Consider the following 16,381-nt stretch of genomic DNA (forward strand, 5'->3'; position numbering starts at 1 on the left):
CGCCTCATCTGAAGGTCTTCGAAGTGCATGGTTTTCATCCTCGCGTGCGGCAAAACAGGGCGGACACAGGGGCCATGGCTGCATTGGCGCACTTTCAGCCCGAGCGCAGGGTCGGAGAGCCGAGGGGGCCGGTGTAGGAATCGTCCTGCACAGCGCCAACGCCCCAGCAGGCACAGTGGCAGCGGTTACGCGGCGTCACCAATGGACAGCCCCAAGGCGGTATGGTGGCGGTCGTACACCCGACCACTTCAGGAAAAATTCCATGCACCACCACCCCCACGGCTCCCGGATCGCCACCGCCTTCGCGGGCCTCACCCTGGCCCTGCTCGCAGGCTGTGCCGGTACACCCGCACGCACGCCCGCCGCCGACACGCCCTCGGTGGGCCCCGGCCCCAAGGGGGGCCTGTGCAATGCCGCACCCGCCCAGGGCGCCAAGGGCAAGCCACCGACGGCAGGCACGGTGGAGCAGGCGCGTGTCGCCTCGGGTGCGGCCATGGCCCGCGTGCTGCGCGACAACCAGCCCGTGACCATGGAGTTCAATGGCGAGCGGCTGAACCTGGTGACGGACGCAAGCGGCAAGATCACGGCGGTGCGCTGCGGCTGATCCGACGGCCCTGGTGCGGCACCCGGGCCGGATATCATGCGAGAGGCGGCCGCCGCCTTCTTTCTTTTTTCCTCCCTTGGCGCCGCAGGTCTCCGTCCGATGCCCCTGCGCTCGCTCACCGCCCCCACCCCCACCATCCGCGCCGTCGCCGCGCTGTCGCTCACCCAGCTCATCGGCTGGGGCTCCACCTTCTGGCTGCCGGCCGTTACGGGCCCGGCCATGGCGGCCGACCTGGGGCTGCCCCTGCCCCTGGCGATGGCCGGCCCAACAGCCATGCTGGTCGTGATGGCCCTGGTCTCCTGGCCGCTGGGTGCGGTGTTCGAGCGCCATGGCGCACGCCCGGTGATGGTGCTGGGTTCGCTGCTCGGCGCCCTGGGGCTCATGCTCGTGGGCCTGGCCCAGGGCCCCGTCTCCTACCTGCTGGCCTGGACGCTGCTGGGCCTGGCCGGCGCGGGCATGCTGACCACGCCCGCCCAGATCGCGGTGACCGAGATCGCAGGCGACCAGGCGCGCCGGGCGCTCGGCGTCCTGATCCTGGCCGGGGGACTGACCTCCACCCTGTTCTGGCCGCTCACCGGGCTGCTGCAGGCGCAGTGGGGATGGCGCGCAGCCACTCTCTGCTTCGGTGCGCTGATGCTGCTGGTGTGCCTGCCGCTGCATTGGGCGATGCTGGCCCGCCATCCCCGTGAAAAGGCCATGGCACAGGCGGGCGCCGAGACGGCGCCCATCGACCGCTCGCGCTTTGTGCTGCTGGCCATGACCTTTGCCTCCAACGGCTTCGTGACCTGGGGCTTTGCGCTGACCATCATCATCCTGTTCGAAGCGGCAGGGCTCAGCCATGCCAGTGCGTTGGCGGCTGCATCCTTCATCGGCATCGCGCAGTGGGCGGGGCGGTTGTTCGACTTCGTGGGCGGAGGGCGCTGGTCGGGCTTTGCCCTGGGCCTGGTCGCGTCGGCGCTGTTCCCGCTGAGCTTCATCGTGCTGCTGCAGACCAGCAGCTTCTCCGGCGCACTGCTGTTCGCCGTGGTCTATGGCGTGGCGGGCGGGGTGATCGCCGTGAACCGGGCCACGCTGCCGCTGCAGATCTTTCCGGCCGGTGCCTACGCGCGCGCGTCGGCGCGGCTGGCCATGCCGCTGAACCTCTCGTTCGCAGCGGCGCCCCCTGCGTTCGCAGCCATCATGACATCGGCCGGGCCACGCGCGGCCCTGTGGCTGGCCTTCGGCATCTCGATCCTGTCGCTGGGCTCGCTGCTTGCGCTGTGGCGGCTGCAGCGCAGCACGGGGTAGGACCTCGATCGGTCCATCGATCAATCAACCGATCAATCAGTCGGCCAGGAACAACTCCTGCAGGTCGCTCAGGAAGTCAAAGCCCCGCTCGGTGGGGCGCACATGGCCGCCCAGGCTGCGCTCGATCAAGCCCTTGGCCTCGGCCTTCTCCAGTGCCTTGGAGATGGCCGTGATGGGCAAGCCGGTGCGCTCGGTGAAGTCCTTGAGCTCGAAGCCGGCGCGCAGGCGCAGGGCGTTGAGCATGTACTCGAACGGCAGGTCGGCGCGGCGCACCTCTTCGTCCTGCGCAACGGCATGGCCGGCCAGGGCGTTCTCCATGTAGCGCGCCGGGTCGCGAAAGCGCACCTGGCGCACCACGCGGTGGGCAAAGCTGAGCTTGCTGTGCGCCCCCGCGCCGATGCCCAGGTAGTCGCCGAACTGCCAGTAATTGGTGTTGTGGAAGCACTGGTGGCCGGCTTGCGCATAGGCCGATATCTCGTAGCGCGCCAAGCCTGCCTGGCCCGTCATCTCGGTGATGCGATCGAGCATGGCATAGGCCTGGTCGTCCTCGGGGATGGCCGGCGGGTACTTGGCGAAGTAGGTGTTGGGCTCGATGGTGAGGTGGTAGATCGAGATGTGCGGGGGCCGGAGCGACAGGGCCAGGCCCACATCTTCCTCCAGCTCGGCCAGCGTCTGCCCGGGCAGCGCGTACATGATGTCGAGGTTGAAGGTGTCGAAGGCCTCGGCCGCCTCCTGTACAGCGGCCAGGGCCTGGGCGCGGTCGTGCACGCGGCCCAGCGCTTTCAGGTGCCGGTCGTTGAAGCTCTGCACGCCGATGGACAGGCGCGTGATGCCCGCTGCACGGAAGGCCCGGAAGCGGTCCTTCTCGAAGGTGCCGGGGTTGGCCTCCATGGTGATCTCGCAGTCGGCCTCCAGGCGCATGCGCGCGCGGATGTCGCCCACCAGGCGATCGATGGCCTGGGGCGAGAACAGGCTGGGCGTCCCACCGCCGATGAAGATGCTGTGCACCGAGCGCCCCCAGATGAGAGGCAGCGCGGCCTCCAGGTCGGCCATCAGCGCATCGATGTAGCGCTGCTCGGGCACCTCGCCGGGGGCGGCATGCGCCGCGTCGGCCCCGGCGGCAGCACTGCGGTACTCGTGCGAGTTGAAGTCGCAGTACGGGCACTTGCGGATGCACCAGGGCAGGTGCACGTACAGCGACAGCGGCGGCAGGCTCTGCAGTTGCAGCAGGCCGCCGCGCATGTAGTGCTGGATGTCGCGCACCACGGCGGGCTGTGCCGCCTCGCTGTCGGGGACGATGGGAATGTGGGCCATGGAATCGCCAGTGCGGAGCCTCAGAACCAGCGCTCGCGCATCAGCGCCAGCATCTGCTGGGCCGAGCGGCCGCGGTGGCTGTGGGCGTTCTTCACCTCCACAGGCAGCTCGGCAAAGGTCTTGCCGAACTCGGGGATGAACATCACGGGATCGAAGCCGAAGCCGTTGCTGCCGCGCGGCGCGCGCGCGATCTCGCCGACCACCCGGCCCACGGCGATCAGAGGCTCGGGGTCTTCGGGGCTGCGCACCGCGACCAGGGTGCTGACCATGGCGGCGCGGCGCTGGTCGATGTGCTGCATCTGCTCCAGGAGGGCGCGCACATTGGTGTCATCGCCCTTTTCATAGCCGAACTGCGTGGCGTAGTAGGCCGTTGCCACGCCCGGCAGGCCGCCAAAGGCGTCCACGCACAGGCCGGCGTCATCGGCCAGGGCCGGCAGGCCGGTGTGGGTGGCGGCAAAACGTGCCTTGGCCAGGGCGTTCTCGACAAAGGTGTGGAAGGGCTCATCGGCCTCGCCCACGCCCAGGTCGCCCTGGCGCACCAGCTCGACCGAGAGGGGGGCCAGCATGGCCTGCAGTTCGGCCAGCTTGCCGCGGTTGTTGGAAGCGAGAACCAGTTTCATCGTGCAAATCGTTGTGGTCGGTGCCGCTGGCGGCCCGGGGAAATCAATCAGTCGCGCAAAGCCTGCTGCTGCAGCGCAATCAGCTCGGCGATGCCTTTTTCGGCCAGGGCCAGCAGCGCATCCATTTCCTTGCGCGTGAAGGCCACGCCTTCGGCCGTGCCCTGCACTTCCACATAGTGTCCGGCACCGGTCATGACCACGTTCATGTCGGTGTCGCAGCCCACGTCTTCCACGTACTCCAGGTCCAGCAGGGGCGTGCCTTCGACAATGCCGACCGAAATGGCGGCCACAGGCTGGATCAACGGCGACTGGGTGATCTTGCCAGCGGCCAGCAGCTTGGTGACCGCATCCTGCGCGGCCACCCAGGCGCCGGTGATGGCAGCAGTGCGGGTGCCGCCGTCGGCCTGGATCACATCGCAGTCGAGCTGGATGGTGCGCTCGCCCAGCAGCTTCAGGTCAAACACCGCGCGCAGGCTGCGGCCGATGAGGCGCTGGATCTCCTGCGTGCGACCGTTCTGCTTGCCGCGCGCGGCCTCGCGGTCGCTGCGGCTGTGGGTGGCGCGCGGCAGCATGCCGTACTCGGCCGTGACCCAGCCTTCACCGCTGCCGCGCTTGTGCGGAGGCACACGCTCCTCCACCGATGCCGTGCACAGCACCTTGGTGTTGCCGAATTCGATGAGCACCGAGCCTTCGGCGTGCATGGTGTAGTGGCGCGTGATACGCACGGGGCGCAGTTGGTCGGCGGCGCGGGCGCCGGTGCGGGTGAAAGCGGTCATGGTGTTTCCGATATCGAAGAAAAAGCCCTCGCACGCACCCCAAGTGGCGCAGTTGCAAAAGGCAGAGGTTTCATCAGGCGCCGCCCAACGGCCGGCCGTCCCCCCAGGGAGCAGGCCGGCAAGGCACCGCGTGCTCGTCAGGCCTTCCGTGCTGCAGAGCGGCGGATGGCTTCGTTGATCTCGGCGATCGAGCGCTCGATGGCCTCGTCGTCCAGGTCGTCCACCAGCCCGTCGAGCGGACCGGCCTGGATGGTGGAGGCGAACACATCGTCGCTGATGCTGTCGGTGGACACGCCCTGGGTCGACTCGAAGGCATCGGGCGTCTCCCACTCCAGCGCCACCACGGTCACGTTGTCGCTGCTGTCGCCAGCCTTGCGCAGGGCATCCTCCACCAGCTCGGGCACGGCATGCGACACGGCCTGCTGGGCCATCTGCTTGGCGATTTCCTCATCGCTGAGCGTGCCCCACAGGCCGTCGGAGCACAGCAGGATGCGGTCACCCTGCTCCAGGTAGACCGGTCCGGTGATGTCGTAGATGGGCTTGGTGGGCGAGCCCAGGCAGGTGAACAGCACGTTGCGGTTGATGCGCTCCAGCCCCGGCGGCGGGTTGTTGCGCAGCTCCATGTACGAGTGGTCGCGCGTGCGCGTAAGCAGGTCGCCGTCACGCACCATGTAAAGGCGCGAGTCACCGCAATGGATCCAGGTGGCCGTGCCGGCCTGCACCACGGCCGCTACCAGCGTGGTGCGCGGCGTGTCCAGCATGCCCTTGTCGGTGGCGTAGCGCAGGATCTGGTGGTGGGCTGCCAGCAAGGCGCCCGAGAGGAATTCCTGCACGTCCTTGAGCTGGGGCTTGGCCTCGCGCTGGAACAGCGCCGAGACGGTCTGCAGCGCGATCTGCGCCGCCACCTCGCCCTCGGGGTGGCCGCCCATGCCGTCGGCCAGAACGAACAGGCCCGACTCGCGCGTGTAGCAGTAGCCCATGCGGTCTTCGTTCTTCTCGCGGCCGCCGCGGCGGCTGATCTGGAATACGGAGAACTTCATTTGGGTTTCGCTCCGATCCCGGTGGCTTCACCCACCTTCTGCACATTCTTCTTGGTGTCGGACACCAGGGTATCGAGCTGCAGGCGCATCTTCTCGGCCACCGTGAGCTTGGTGTAGCGGCGCTCGCCTTCGCGGCTGAGTTCCTTTTGCAGGGCGAACACCGACTGCGGGCGCGACAGCGGATCGAGCGCCATGCACCACTCCACCACCTCGATGAGGTTGTCGGAGTACACGCCACGCAGCTTGGTCAGTGCCAGCGAGAGCCGGTCCTTCTCGATGCGCTGGGGCGCTTCGTTGGGCGGAAAGCCCTGCATGCAGGCATAGATGCAGGCGCCGATGGCGTAGATGTCGGTCCAGGGGCCCATGGACGAGTCGCGCCGGTACATCTCGGGCGCGGCGAAGCCGGGCGTATACATCGGGCGGATGAAATTGCCCTCTTTGGACAGCACCTCGCGCGCCGCGCCGAAGTCGATCATCACGGCCTTGTTGTCGTCGGTGATGAAGATGTTGGCCGGCTTGATGTCCAGGTGCAGCATCTTGTGCTGGTGCACGATGCGCAGGCCGCGCAGCACTTCGTCGAAGAGCGAGCGGATGGTCGATTCGCGGAAGACCTTCTGGGTCTTGAGGTCGCGCGCGGTGATGATGAAGTCCTGCAGGGTCGCGCCCTCCAGGTAGTTCATCACCATGTAGACGGTTTCGTTCTCGCGGAAGAAATTGAGCACGCTCACCACGGAAGCGTGCGAGATCTGCGCCAGGGCCCGCCCTTCTTCAAAGAAGCTTTTGAGGCCCAGGCGGTACAACGAGAGTTTCTCGGACGGCACCTTGGGCAGCAGCTCGCCCGGGGCGCGCGTGGCCAGGGACGAGGGCAGGTACTCCTTGATGGCGACCTGCTGGCCTTCGGTATCGAGGGCCAGGTAAACCACCCCGAAGCCACCGGACGACAAGCGGCGCACCACACGGTAACCACCAATCGCGGTATCGGGTGGCAAGGGGGCCGGCTTGATTTTTGACATATTTTGCGAAGATGACTCGGGGGTAAGGCGGAACCCGGATAATCGCCGGATCGCAAGCAACCATCAAAAAGTCCAATGCCAGTTTACAGCATGACCGGCTATGCCAGCGCGCAGCACGGCACATCCGCCGCCGGCGCTGAAACCGAGGGCCGCGCCGCACAGGCGCGCCGCCTGGGGCTGGAGATCCGCTCGGTCAACAGCCGCTTCCTGGACCTGTCGTTCAGGCTGCCCGACGAGCTGCGTGCCCTGGAGCCCGCCCTGCGGGCCCTGCTGACCGCCAAGCTCAAGCGCGGCAAGGTGGAGGTGCGCGCCGCGCTGGAGAATGAAGACAGCAATACCCTGCAGGACCCGCCCGCCCGGCTGCTGCAGCGCCTCAATTCCCTGCAGGATTCGGTCAAGTCCTGGCTGCCCAATGCCGCGCCGCTGAGCGTGGCCGACGCCCTGCGCCTGTGTGCCAACGCCCACCCGGGATCCGAGGACTGGAGCGAGGCCGTGCCCGCCTTGGCCGAGGAAGCCCTGGCCGCCCTGCTGGCCGCCCGCGAACGCGAAGGCAAGCGCCTGGCTGCCATGCTGCAGGACCGCGTCAAGCAGTTGCGCGAGCTGGCGCAGCAGGCTGTGCCCATGGTTCCCCTGCTGGTGGAACAGCAGCGCCAGCGCTTCATGGAGCGCTGGAAAGAGGCCATGGCCCTGACCGACGGCGCCACGCCCCCCGAAGCCGCCCGCGACCGCGCCCTGACCGAGGCAACCGCCTTCGCCATCCGCATCGACGTGGCCGAGGAGATCACCCGCCTGGATTCGCACCTGGACGAGATCGAGCGCCTGCTCAAGAAGGGTGGCGAGGTCGGCAAGCGCCTCGATTTCCTGATCCAGGAGCTGCACCGCGAAGCCAACACCCTGGGCTCCAAGTCGGCCGCACTGGACCTCACGCGCATCAGCGTGGACATGAAGGTCCTGATCGAGCAGATGCGCGAGCAGGTGCAAAATATCGAATGACATTCATGGTTTGAGCGCCCGGCGCACACCTTCACCTATGGACTATCCAGGAAACCTTTTCGTCGTGGCGGCCCCCAGCGGTGCCGGCAAATCCAGCCTGGTCAAGGCCCTGCTGGAGCTGGACTCGCATGTCCACCTGTCCATCTCGCACACCACACGTGCACCGCGCGGACAGGAAAAGCACGGCCGCGACTACTATTTCGCCTCGCAGTCCGAGTTCGACGCCATGGTCGAGGCCAATGCCTTCGTCGAATGGGCCCATGTGCATGGCAACCGCTATGGCACCTCCAAGAAGGCGATCGAGGAGCGCATCGCCCAGGGTTCGGACGTGATCCTGGAGATCGACTTCCAGGGCGCGCTGCAGATCCGCCAGGCCTTTGCCAACGCCATCCTGGTGTTCATCCTGCCGCCGAGCTGGGAGGAACTGCGCTCGCGCCTGGAGCGCCGGGGCGAGGACTCGCCCGAGGTGATCGAGGTGCGCCTGAAGAACGCCGCCACCGAAATGGCGGAAGTGGGCAAATTCGACTTCGTTATAATCAATGAACTGTTCGAGCGCGCGCTTTTCGACCTGAAGGCCGTCGTTCACGCCCAGCGCCTGAAGTACGCCGCGCAGCGCCGCGCCCGCGCTGACACCTTCCAGTCGCTCAACATCACCTGAATCCCCGGAGTACACCGATGGCACGCATCACCGTAGAAGATTGCCTGGAAAAGATCCCCAACCGCTTCCAGCTCGTGCTGGCGGCCACCTACCGTGCCCGCATGCTGAGCCAGGGCCACGCCCCGCGCATCGAAAGCCGCAACAAGCCCGCCGTGACCGCGCTGCGCGAGATCGCCGAAGGCAAGGTCGGCCTGGAAATGCTCAAGAAGGTTCCTGGTTGAGTCTGGGCAAGGGCCCCGGCCCCCGAGAGCACCGCTGCCATGCGGTGCTTTTTTTTGCCCTGCCGACCCGTATCGCGTACCCGCGCTACATTTAAGGCATGAACGCGGTGTTCAACACTCCCTCGGCAGCAACTGCCCGGCCTGGCGACACCCATGCGCCGGCCAGTGCATCCGCTGCGGCGGCCAATGCAGCGGCCGCCAGCTTTGCCGCGCTCACCGACAACCTGGACTACCTGGACGCGCACAGCATCGAGCAGGTGCGCCAGGCCTACCGCTTTGCCGACGAGGCCCACTTGGGCCAGCTGCGCAACAGCGGCGAGCCCTACATCACCCACCCGATTGCCGTGGCGGCCCAGTGCGCCACCTGGAAGCTCGACGCCCAGGCCCTGATGGCTGCCCTGCTGCACGACGCCATGGAAGACTGCGGCGTCACCAAGGTGGACCTGATCGAGCGCTTCGGCGCCCCTGTGGCCGAGCTGGTGGACGGGCTCACCAAGCTGGACAAGCTGCAGTTCAACACGCGCGAAGAGAACCAGGCCGAGTCCTTCCGCAAGATGCTGCTGGCCATGGCGCGCGATGTGCGCGTCATCCTCATCAAGCTGGCCGACCGCACGCACAACATGCGCACACTGTCGGACATGCCGCGCAGCAAGTGGGGCCGCATCTCCTCGGAAACGCTGGAGATCTACGCCCCCATTGCCCACCGCCTGGGCCTGAACCAGACCTACCGCGAGCTGCAGGACCTGTCGTTCCGCCACCTGCATCCCTGGCGTTACGCCACGCTGGCCAAGGCGGTCAACAAGTCGCGCAACCGCCGCCGCGACCTGGTGCAGCGCGTGCAAAGCGAGGTGGATGCCGCCTTCTCGCGCATCGGCATGCAGGTGCGCCTGGCCGGGCGCGAAAAGACGCTCTACGCCATCTACCAGAAGATGGACCAGAAGCACCTGAGCTTTGCCCAGGTGACGGACATGTACGGCTTTCGCGTCATCGTGCCCACAGTGACCGACTGCTACACCGCCCTCGGGGTGCTGCACCAGATGTACAAGCCGGTACCCGGCAAGTTCAAGGACCACATCGCGATCGCCAAGCTCAATGGCTACCAGTCGCTGCACACCACGCTGGTCGGCCCCTCGGGCGTGAACATCGAGTTCCAGATGCGCACCGAGGAGATGCACGTCATCGCCGAGGCCGGCGTGGCTGCCCATTGGCTCTACAAGGCGCAGGACGGTGACGGCACGGCGGCCGAGCGCCTGGGCACCAAGTGGCTGCAGTCGCTGCTCGACATCCAGAACGAGACGCGCGATGCCGCCGAGTTCTGGGACCACGTCAAGGTGGACCTGTTCCCCGACGCGGTCTATGTGTTCACGCCCAAGAGCCAGATCATGGCCCTGCCCCGGGGCGCCACGGTGGTGGACTTTGCCTATGCCATCCACAGCAACGTGGGCGACCGCACGACGGCCGCCAAGATCAACAACGAGCAGGTACCGCTGCGCACCGAGCTCAAGAATGGCGATGTGGTGGAGATCATCACCGCCCCCGTGTCCACACCCAACCCGGCCTGGCTGGGCTTTGTGCGCACGGGGCGCGCGCGCTCCAAGATCCGCCACTACCTCAAGACCCTGGCGCATGCCGAGTCCGAAGGCCTGGGCGAAAAGCTGCTGACCCAGGCCATCCGCGCGGAAGGCCTGGAGCAACTGCCCCCGGTGAATGCAGAGACCCAGCCGATGTGGGACAAGCTGCTGCGCTTCACAGGCAACCGCACGCGCACCGAGCTGATGACCGACCTGGGCCTGGGCAAGCGCATCGCCAGCATCGTGGCCAAGCGGCTCATGGTGCTGATGACCGAGCACGGCCACCGGCCCGACGCCCTGCTGCTCAGCCGCGAGCGCTACACCTCGCACGAGCGGCTGTCCCAGGGCGCCGTCACGCTGGACGGCAGCGAGAACGCCTCGGTGCAATACGCCCATTGCTGCCGCCCCGTACCGGGGGACAGCATCGTCGGCTACCTGGGCCGCGGCGAGGGCCTGGTGGTTCACAACGCGCACTGCGGCGTGGCCAAGCGCCTGCAGCACAAGGACAGCGAGCGCTTCATCGCCGTGGACTGGGCAGACGAGCCCGTGCGCATGTTCGAGACCGGCATCGTCGTCACCATCACCAATGGCAAGGGCGTGCTGGCCCGCGTGGCGGCCGACCTGGCCAGCGCCGAGGCCGACATCACCCATGTGGACATGGACGACGAGGTGGCGCTGGACACCACGGACCTGCGCTTCATCGTCGCCGTGCGCGACCAGGCCCACGTGGAAGCCGCCCTGCGCAACCTGCGGCGCACACCGGCCGTCATCCGCGCCAGCCGCATCACCCCGGCGGTGTGAACCCTGCCGCGCAGCGCGGCAGCCCTCCTCCTGCTATGAAGCCGACTGCTCCGCGCCGGACTCGGGCGGATCGTGCCGCTCGTAGCGCACCTCCAGCACCTCCAGCGAGCGCACGCCGCCCGGCGTGGGCAGCGGCACTTCGTCGCCCACCCGGCTCTTGAGCAGTGCGCGCGCCACGGGCGAGATCCAGCTGACCTGGCCGCGGCCACTGTCGGCCTCGTCGATGCCCATGATGGTGATGGTGCTGGTCACACCCTCCTCGTCGACATAGCTCACGGTGGCGCCGAAGAACACCTGGTCGCTGCCGGCGTGGACCAACGGGTCCACCACCTCGGCCACTTCGAGCCGCTTGGTGAGAAAGCGGATGCGCCGGTCGATCTCACGCAGCCGCTTCTTGCCGTAGAGGTAATCGCCGTTCTCGGAGCGGTCGCCATTGCTGGCCGCCCAGTGGACGACCTCGACGATCTTCGGGCGCTCGTTGTCGATCAGGTCCAGCAGCTCGCCACGCAGCCGCGCATAGCCTGCAGGCGTCATGTAGTTGCGCGAACCCGGGGGAATGGGGGGCAGCGCAGGCCCTTCGTCGTCATCGGCCTGCGCGTCGGATTCCTTGGTGAATGCCTTGCTCATGGGGGCATGTTACCCCTGCGGCAGCACCACCCACCGGGCTCACCCGTTCGCCGGGCAGGCGGACGCCTTGTTGCCGAACTCCACGAAGTTCTCGTTCATGAGCCGTGTCTTGGCCGTGGTGTAGGCACGCAGGGCCTCCTTGTCCATGTCCGCACGGATGAAGGCCACGATGCCTTCCAGCTGGGCGTCCATGCCGGCCACGAAATGCCCCCGGCTTTTCTCCAGGCACCGGGGCAGCGCCAGCGCCTGCACCTCCTGGCGCAGGGCCTGCATCGTCAACACCGGGGTGGACAGACCGACGCGCGGCGTGCTCCGGACCACCTGCATGGCCTCCATCCACTGCCTGTGCGCCTTGTCCAAGCGCTCATGGGCCAGCACGATGGCCTGGGCTGCCTCGGCCTTGCGCTGCGCCCTCTGGTAGCCACCCCAGGCCATTGCCGCTACCAGCAGCACAGCCAGGCCGCCCATGAAGACCAGCGTGGACACGCCCCGCGACCTTTTTCCCTTGCCCATTCCCATCCCTCAGGTTGGCGGCAGCTCGAAGCGGCTGCATGCCTTGCTGGAGCAGCAGCATAAGGCAGTCGGAGGGGTGTCGGCAGGCCTCCTTCATCCCCCAAAGGGGTCATCGGCCCGCCGGGCACGGTACGCGGCGAACTGCGCACCGCAGGGAAAGCAGTCCCCCCAATTTCCTCAACCGGCGAGCGCGGGCGAAAGCACGGAGGCACAAAGGAAAAAGCCCTGATACCTTGCGATATCAGGGCTTACCTGTTGGTGCGGCTGGCAGGAATCGAACCCACGACCCCTTGGTTCGTAGCCAAGTACTCTATCCAGCTGAGCTACAGCCGCTAAGCTTCGAATTATAGCATGGATTTTTCAACATTTCAAAAAATCGCTGCTTGCTGTGTTTGCCTCAACGTGAAACCCTGGGGCAATCACAGAACTCGTCTGCTGCACGTATTGTAGCGCACGCCAACGGGGGCTTCAGGCAAAAAGGCCAAATTTATTGGCCTGCGCTTCAATCATGCGCACGCCCTCCACGGCGCGTCTGCTTGCGCCGCCGCTCGGCGGCGCCATGCAAAAAGGCCCCGAAGGGCCTTTTGGTGCAGGCGGGCATGGCGCCAATGCGCCGCCCCATTTACTTACTGGGGCCAGACCTTGCCCTTGCTCACAAAGGCGCCCGTGCTGGTCTTGTAGCCAAAGTAGATTTCGACATTGAAGGCACGCAGGTCCGTGTCCGTCAGGTCCATCGAGGGCGTGAACTTCAGGCTGGTGGCGTTCGTACCCAGGCTGGAATAGGCCACGCTCTCGGGGAAAGGCAGCACCAGTTGGGCCCAGCCATCGACCTTGCGGAAGAACCAGACGTCCGTTGTGTAGAACAGGCCGTTGGCGGGGATGCGCGCAGCCACCCAGGCGCTGATCTGCGGATTGGCCGCGACCTCTGCAGCCGACTGGGTCATCGCGATGTCCAGCTTGAGGGCCTGGCCGGCGGCGGAAGCCACCGTGGTGGTGACCGTCGTGCCGGTTGCCGGTGGGTTGGTGGTACCGCCACCGCCGCCAGGGCTGGCAGCATCCACGGGATCCGGGAAGGCGCTGGTGGTCCAGGTGATGGCGTTGTAGCCAGCGGCGTACTTGGGCATGTCCACGTCGATGGCGCCCTGGTAGTCGAAGAGCGCGGCACCGCTCAGTTGGCGCACGTAGAGCCACTTGCCCTGGTCGGTGCTGCTGCGGTTGGCATCGAGCTGGCCACCCACGAAACGCAGGGTGCCGCCGCCGTCGTGCACGACGAAGTGGTCGACGTCTTCCTTGATCAGGCGCGAGAACGAGGTGTCGATGCGCTCGCTGGTCTGCGCGTTCTGGTATTCGGCGCCACTCAGGGCCGCAACGCGGGTGGGCTCCTTGCCATAGCGCAGCACGAAGGCCGACTGGGTGCCCTGCGGGGCGTAGCCCGAGAACAGGAAGGAACGCGTACCCGCGGGGATGAAGATCTTGAATTCCTGGTTCTGCATCTGGAAACCGGTGAATTCGGGCAGGGACAGGGAGCCCGCGCCAGGGAAGGCACAGCCGCCGGTGCCAAAGCCGATGGCGCAACCCGTCACGCCAGTCGGCGCGTACTGCGCCTTGAAGCCGACCTTGGTGTCAAAGGTGTAGTTGAAAGTGCCAGGCGCTGGCGGCAGCGCGATCTTGTGCGCAGACTGGTGCATCGAAACAAAGTTCGCAGCCTGGGCAAAGGTGGTCAGCGCCGACAAAAATAAAACAATGAGATACCGCATCGAGGACTCCAAAAATAAAAATGACCGGGCACGCGCTCGCGGCCCGCTTCACCCAGGGCCGCCATTTCGGGGAGAAACTGCGAATGCCAGGACCGTTTGGCCTATCGTTCTGACATGCACCACGCCTGCGCGCTGCCAGCCCCACCCCTGCAGGCCTGCAAACGTGACATAACGTGTCTTTGCATCGTAACGGTAACGTTGCATCGCCGCAGTGATTCGGCGCACAAGTTACATGCGGACGCCCTGGCAGGCCCTCCCCGGCCAGGGGGGTAGCGTGGAGCGACATTGCAGCGTGTGCTGCAAGGCAGGGGGAGGAAATATGACTTGGCACTCCCCGCCAGGCGGGTCAGTAGCTGCCATCTTGATAGCAACCATGCCAGAAGGGATATGGTAGGGCGTGAGGGACTTGAACCCGCGACCAAAGGATTATGAGTCCTCTGCTCTAACCAACTGAGCTAACGCCCCGTGTACCTGACCGAAGATGGGGCACGCGGTATTGTAGGGGCAACCAGGCGCTCAGCGGCGGTGGCTCAGCGCGTTGGACACCAGCTTGGACGTGATGTCCACGATCTGGATCATGCGGTCATAGGGCATGCGCGTGGGGCCGATCACGCCGAGCGTTCCCACCACCTTGCCATCCACCTCATAAGGGGAGCTCACGATGGAGAGCTCCTCGAAGGGCACGACCTGGCTTTCACCGCCAATGTAGATGCGCACACCCTCTGCCTGGCTGGAGAAATCCATGAGTCGCAGGATCTGGGTCTTCTGCTCGAAAAGGTCGAAGGCGCGGCGCAGATTGCCCATGTCGCTCGAAAAATCGCTCACGGACAGCAGGTTGCGCTCACCGGAGATGACCACCTCGTCCTGCGCCTCGCCCTCCGAGCCCACATTGACGGCCGCTTGCATGAGCGTGCCGATCTCGCCGCGCAGCGCATCCACCTCGCCCTTGAGGCGCTCGCGCACCTGCTCCATGGCCAGGCCGGCGTAGTTGGCGTTGAGGAAATTGGCGGCCTCGATCAGTTGCGACTGCGAGTGGTCGATGTCGGTGAAGATCACGCGGTTCTGCACGTCGCCCTCGGGGGAGACGATGATCACGAGGAAGCGCCGCTCCGACAGGCGCAGGAATTCGATGTGCCGGAACACCGAGGTGCGCCGTGGCGCCATCACCACCCCCACGAACTGCGACAGGTTGGACAGCAGGTTGGCGGCATTGGCAATCACCTTCTGCGGCTGCTCGGGCGCCAGCGGCGGTGAAATCAAAGGGTCACGCTGCACGGTCAACATCGTGTCGACGAACAGGCGGTAGCCCTTGGCGGTGGGAATGCGCCCGGCCGAGGTGTGCGGGCTGGCGATCAGGCCGAGTTCTTCGAGGTCGGCCATCACGTTGCGGATGGTCGCCGGCGACAGGTCCATGCCGGAGGCGCGCGACAGCGTGCGCGAGCCCACGGGCTGTCCGTCGGCTATGTAGCGCTCCACGAGCGCCTTGAGCAGCAACTTGGCACGGTCATCAAGCATGCGGTCGATTTTAATGAGGGAAGCGGGTGTTTCCCTGTCGCCTTTCGTCTATCGTTGTACGGAGAAGTCCGCATGGGATGCACTAGCATTGCGCAACTTGCCCGCGCCGGACGCAAGGCCCTGCCCAGGCTCCGTGTTCCCACAACAATGATGTAATTTGACGATGCCCTCCAATTTCCGCCATGTAGCGCTCATCGGCAAGTACCAGCAGGCATCGGCTGCAGGCGCCTCTTCCATGACCGAGGGCTCGCGCCAGGCCCTCCAGGACATCGCCCAGTTCCTGCAAGGCCAGGGTTGCAGCGTGGCCCTGGAGGCCGAGACCGCCGCCAATGCCGGCCTGTCGGGCTACCCCACGATGGATGTGGACACCATCGGCACCCAGTGCGACCTGGGCCTGGTGGTGGGGGGTGATGGCACCATGCTGGGCATCGGCCGGCAGCTGGCGCGCCACAAGACCCCGCTGATCGGCATCAACCAGGGGCGGCTGGGCTTCATCACCGACATTCCCTTCGGCACCTACCAGACCACCCTGCCCCCGATGCTGCAGGGCGAGTACGAGGAAGACCTGCGCCCGCTGATGCACGCCCGCGTGGTGCGCGATGGCCAGGTGGTCTTCGAGGCGCTGGCCATGAACGACGTGGTCGTGAACCGGGGAGCCACCTCGGGCATGGTGGAGCTGCGCGTGGAGGTGGGCGGGCGCTTCGTGGCCAACCAGCGTGCCGATGGCCTGATCATCGCCTCGCCCACGGGCTCCACGGCCTACGCGCTGTCGGCCGGTGGCCCCATGCTGCACCCGTCCATCCCCGGCTGGGTGCTGGTGCCGATTGCGCCGCACACCCTGTCCAACCGGCCCATCGTGCTCTCGGACGCGACCGAGATCGCGGTCGAGGTGGTCAGCGGCCGCGACGTGAGCGCCAATTTCGACATGCAGTCGCTGGCCTCGCTGCTGCACGGCGACCGCATCCTGGTGCAACGTTCCGAGCATTGCGTGCACTTCCTGCATCCGCTGGGCTGGAACTACTTCGCAACCCTGCGCAAGAAGCTGCGCTGGAACGAAGGAGGCTCCTGACC

Annotated in this window: 16 protein-coding genes and 2 tRNA genes; 7 read left to right on the top strand and 11 right to left on the bottom strand. The window is 66.3% G+C overall.

Features of this window, described 5'->3' with window-relative positions:
• Positions 1-262: 262 nt before the first annotated feature.
• Together HNP48_RS11530 and HNP48_RS11535 are read left to right on the top strand one after the other, a co-directional pair.
• Entirely contained in the window at positions 263-604 is a 342-nt protein-coding gene (locus HNP48_RS11530) for an I78 family peptidase inhibitor (protein WP_184857048.1), read from the top strand.
• Between the two features lie 99 nt (positions 605-703).
• The gene (locus tag HNP48_RS11535; protein ID WP_184857049.1) at positions 704-1,891 is read left to right on the top strand and encodes an MFS transporter; all 1,188 of its coding nucleotides are present in this window, start codon (positions 704-706) and stop codon (positions 1,889-1,891) included.
• 36 nt (positions 1,892-1,927) lie between these two features.
• On the opposite strand, the gene hemW is transcribed toward HNP48_RS11535, so the two are convergent.
• The 5 genes from hemW to HNP48_RS11560 all read right to left on the bottom strand — a co-directional run bounded on the left by hemW (position 1,928) and on the right by HNP48_RS11560 (position 6,654).
• Positions 1,928-3,205: a radical SAM family heme chaperone HemW gene (gene hemW, locus HNP48_RS11540; RefSeq protein ID WP_184857050.1), complete on the bottom strand. Its 1,278-nt coding sequence runs from the start codon at positions 3,203-3,205 to the stop codon at positions 1,928-1,930.
• A gap of 20 nt (positions 3,206-3,225) precedes the next feature.
• Positions 3,226-3,825, bottom strand: a complete 600-nt coding sequence (gene rdgB, locus HNP48_RS11545) for an RdgB/HAM1 family non-canonical purine NTP pyrophosphatase (RefSeq protein ID WP_184857051.1) — start codon at positions 3,823-3,825, stop codon at positions 3,226-3,228.
• A 47-nt stretch (positions 3,826-3,872) separates the two neighbouring features.
• Positions 3,873-4,601: a ribonuclease PH gene (gene rph, locus HNP48_RS11550; protein WP_184857052.1), complete on the bottom strand. Its 729-nt coding sequence runs from the start codon at positions 4,599-4,601 to the stop codon at positions 3,873-3,875.
• 137 nt (positions 4,602-4,738) lie between these two features.
• Positions 4,739-5,641, bottom strand: a complete 903-nt coding sequence (locus tag HNP48_RS11555; protein ID WP_184857053.1) for a PP2C family serine/threonine-protein phosphatase — start codon at positions 5,639-5,641, stop codon at positions 4,739-4,741.
• Positions 5,638-6,654: a serine/threonine-protein kinase gene (locus HNP48_RS11560; RefSeq protein WP_110539473.1), complete on the bottom strand. Its 1,017-nt coding sequence runs from the start codon at positions 6,652-6,654 to the stop codon at positions 5,638-5,640. Before HNP48_RS11560 ends, HNP48_RS11555 begins: the two co-directional genes overlap by 4 nt.
• A gap of 75 nt (positions 6,655-6,729) precedes the next feature.
• Between HNP48_RS11560 and HNP48_RS11565 the strand changes: the two genes are divergently transcribed.
• From HNP48_RS11565 to HNP48_RS11580, 4 genes are all read left to right on the top strand, one after another.
• A complete protein-coding gene (locus HNP48_RS11565) occupies positions 6,730-7,647 on the top strand; it encodes a YicC/YloC family endoribonuclease (protein ID WP_184857054.1) in 918 nt (305 codons plus the stop codon).
• A 37-nt stretch (positions 7,648-7,684) separates the two neighbouring features.
• Positions 7,685-8,305, top strand: a complete 621-nt coding sequence (gene gmk / locus HNP48_RS11570) for a guanylate kinase (RefSeq protein ID WP_184857055.1) — start codon at positions 7,685-7,687, stop codon at positions 8,303-8,305.
• 17 nt (positions 8,306-8,322) lie between these two features.
• A complete protein-coding gene (rpoZ, locus tag HNP48_RS11575; RefSeq protein ID WP_005794722.1) occupies positions 8,323-8,526 on the top strand; it encodes a DNA-directed RNA polymerase subunit omega in 204 nt (67 codons plus the stop codon).
• Positions 8,527-8,624: 98 nt separating this feature from the next.
• Positions 8,625-10,898, top strand: a complete 2,274-nt coding sequence (locus tag HNP48_RS11580; protein WP_184857056.1) for a bifunctional (p)ppGpp synthetase/guanosine-3',5'-bis(diphosphate) 3'-pyrophosphohydrolase — start codon at positions 8,625-8,627, stop codon at positions 10,896-10,898.
• Between the two features lie 33 nt (positions 10,899-10,931).
• Here HNP48_RS11580 and greB read toward each other — a convergent pair whose 3' ends face one another.
• The 6 genes from greB to hrcA all read right to left on the bottom strand — a co-directional run bounded on the left by greB (position 10,932) and on the right by hrcA (position 15,310).
• Positions 10,932-11,525, bottom strand: coding sequence for a transcription elongation factor GreB (greB, locus tag HNP48_RS11585; RefSeq protein ID WP_184857057.1), 594 nt, complete (start codon positions 11,523-11,525; stop codon positions 10,932-10,934).
• Between the two features lie 39 nt (positions 11,526-11,564).
• Positions 11,565-12,011: a hypothetical protein gene (locus tag HNP48_RS11590; RefSeq protein ID WP_184857058.1), complete on the bottom strand. Its 447-nt coding sequence runs from the start codon at positions 12,009-12,011 to the stop codon at positions 11,565-11,567.
• Between the two features lie 283 nt (positions 12,012-12,294).
• Positions 12,295-12,371: transfer RNA gene (locus HNP48_RS11595), tRNA-Arg, on the bottom strand.
• A 293-nt stretch (positions 12,372-12,664) separates the two neighbouring features.
• Positions 12,665-13,795 (bottom strand): hypothetical protein, encoded by a 1,131-nt coding sequence (locus HNP48_RS11600; protein WP_184857059.1) that lies wholly within the window; start codon positions 13,793-13,795, stop codon positions 12,665-12,667.
• A 388-nt stretch (positions 13,796-14,183) separates the two neighbouring features.
• Positions 14,184-14,260: transfer RNA gene (locus tag HNP48_RS11605), tRNA-Ile, on the bottom strand.
• Between the two features lie 51 nt (positions 14,261-14,311).
• Positions 14,312-15,310 (bottom strand): heat-inducible transcriptional repressor HrcA, encoded by a 999-nt coding sequence (gene hrcA, locus HNP48_RS11610; protein WP_184857060.1) that lies wholly within the window; start codon positions 15,308-15,310, stop codon positions 14,312-14,314.
• Between the two features lie 163 nt (positions 15,311-15,473).
• On the opposite strand from hrcA, the gene HNP48_RS11615 reads away from it, so the two are divergent.
• Positions 15,474-16,379: an NAD kinase gene (locus HNP48_RS11615; RefSeq protein ID WP_184857061.1), complete on the top strand. Its 906-nt coding sequence runs from the start codon at positions 15,474-15,476 to the stop codon at positions 16,377-16,379.
• Positions 16,380-16,381: the final 2 nt, after the last annotated feature.

This window comes from Acidovorax soli, from assembly GCF_014207955.1.
In the GTDB taxonomy this organism is placed as follows: domain Bacteria; phylum Pseudomonadota; class Gammaproteobacteria; order Burkholderiales; family Burkholderiaceae_C; genus Acidovorax; species Acidovorax soli_A.

Bases quoted from the DNA above. Each gene is read 5' to 3' on its own strand.
- HNP48_RS11530 (WP_184857048.1), top strand. From the start codon at position 263: ATGCACCACCACCCCCACGGCTCCCGGATCGCCACCGCCTTCGCGGGC.
- HNP48_RS11535 (WP_184857049.1), top strand. From the start codon at position 704: ATGCCCCTGCGCTCGCTCACCGCCCCCACCCCCACCATCCGCGCCGTC.
- hemW (WP_184857050.1), bottom strand. From the start codon at position 3,205: ATGGCCCACATTCCCATCGTCCCCGACAGCGAGGCGGCACAGCCCGCC.
- rdgB (WP_184857051.1), bottom strand. From the start codon at position 3,825: ATGAAACTGGTTCTCGCTTCCAACAACCGCGGCAAGCTGGCCGAACTG.
- rph (WP_184857052.1), bottom strand. From the start codon at position 4,601: ATGACCGCTTTCACCCGCACCGGCGCCCGCGCCGCCGACCAACTGCGC.
- HNP48_RS11555 (WP_184857053.1), bottom strand. From the start codon at position 5,641: ATGAAGTTCTCCGTATTCCAGATCAGCCGCCGCGGCGGCCGCGAGAAG.
- HNP48_RS11560 (WP_110539473.1), bottom strand. From the start codon at position 6,654: ATGTCAAAAATCAAGCCGGCCCCCTTGCCACCCGATACCGCGATTGGT.
- HNP48_RS11565 (WP_184857054.1), top strand. From the start codon at position 6,730: ATGCCAGTTTACAGCATGACCGGCTATGCCAGCGCGCAGCACGGCACA.
- gmk (WP_184857055.1), top strand. From the start codon at position 7,685: ATGGACTATCCAGGAAACCTTTTCGTCGTGGCGGCCCCCAGCGGTGCC.
- rpoZ (WP_005794722.1), top strand. From the start codon at position 8,323: ATGGCACGCATCACCGTAGAAGATTGCCTGGAAAAGATCCCCAACCGC.
- HNP48_RS11580 (WP_184857056.1), top strand. From the start codon at position 8,625: ATGAACGCGGTGTTCAACACTCCCTCGGCAGCAACTGCCCGGCCTGGC.
- greB (WP_184857057.1), bottom strand. From the start codon at position 11,525: ATGAGCAAGGCATTCACCAAGGAATCCGACGCGCAGGCCGATGACGAC.
- HNP48_RS11600 (WP_184857059.1), bottom strand. From the start codon at position 13,795: ATGCGGTATCTCATTGTTTTATTTTTGTCGGCGCTGACCACCTTTGCC.
- hrcA (WP_184857060.1), bottom strand. From the start codon at position 15,310: ATGCTTGATGACCGTGCCAAGTTGCTGCTCAAGGCGCTCGTGGAGCGC.
- HNP48_RS11615 (WP_184857061.1), top strand. From the start codon at position 15,474: ATGCCCTCCAATTTCCGCCATGTAGCGCTCATCGGCAAGTACCAGCAG.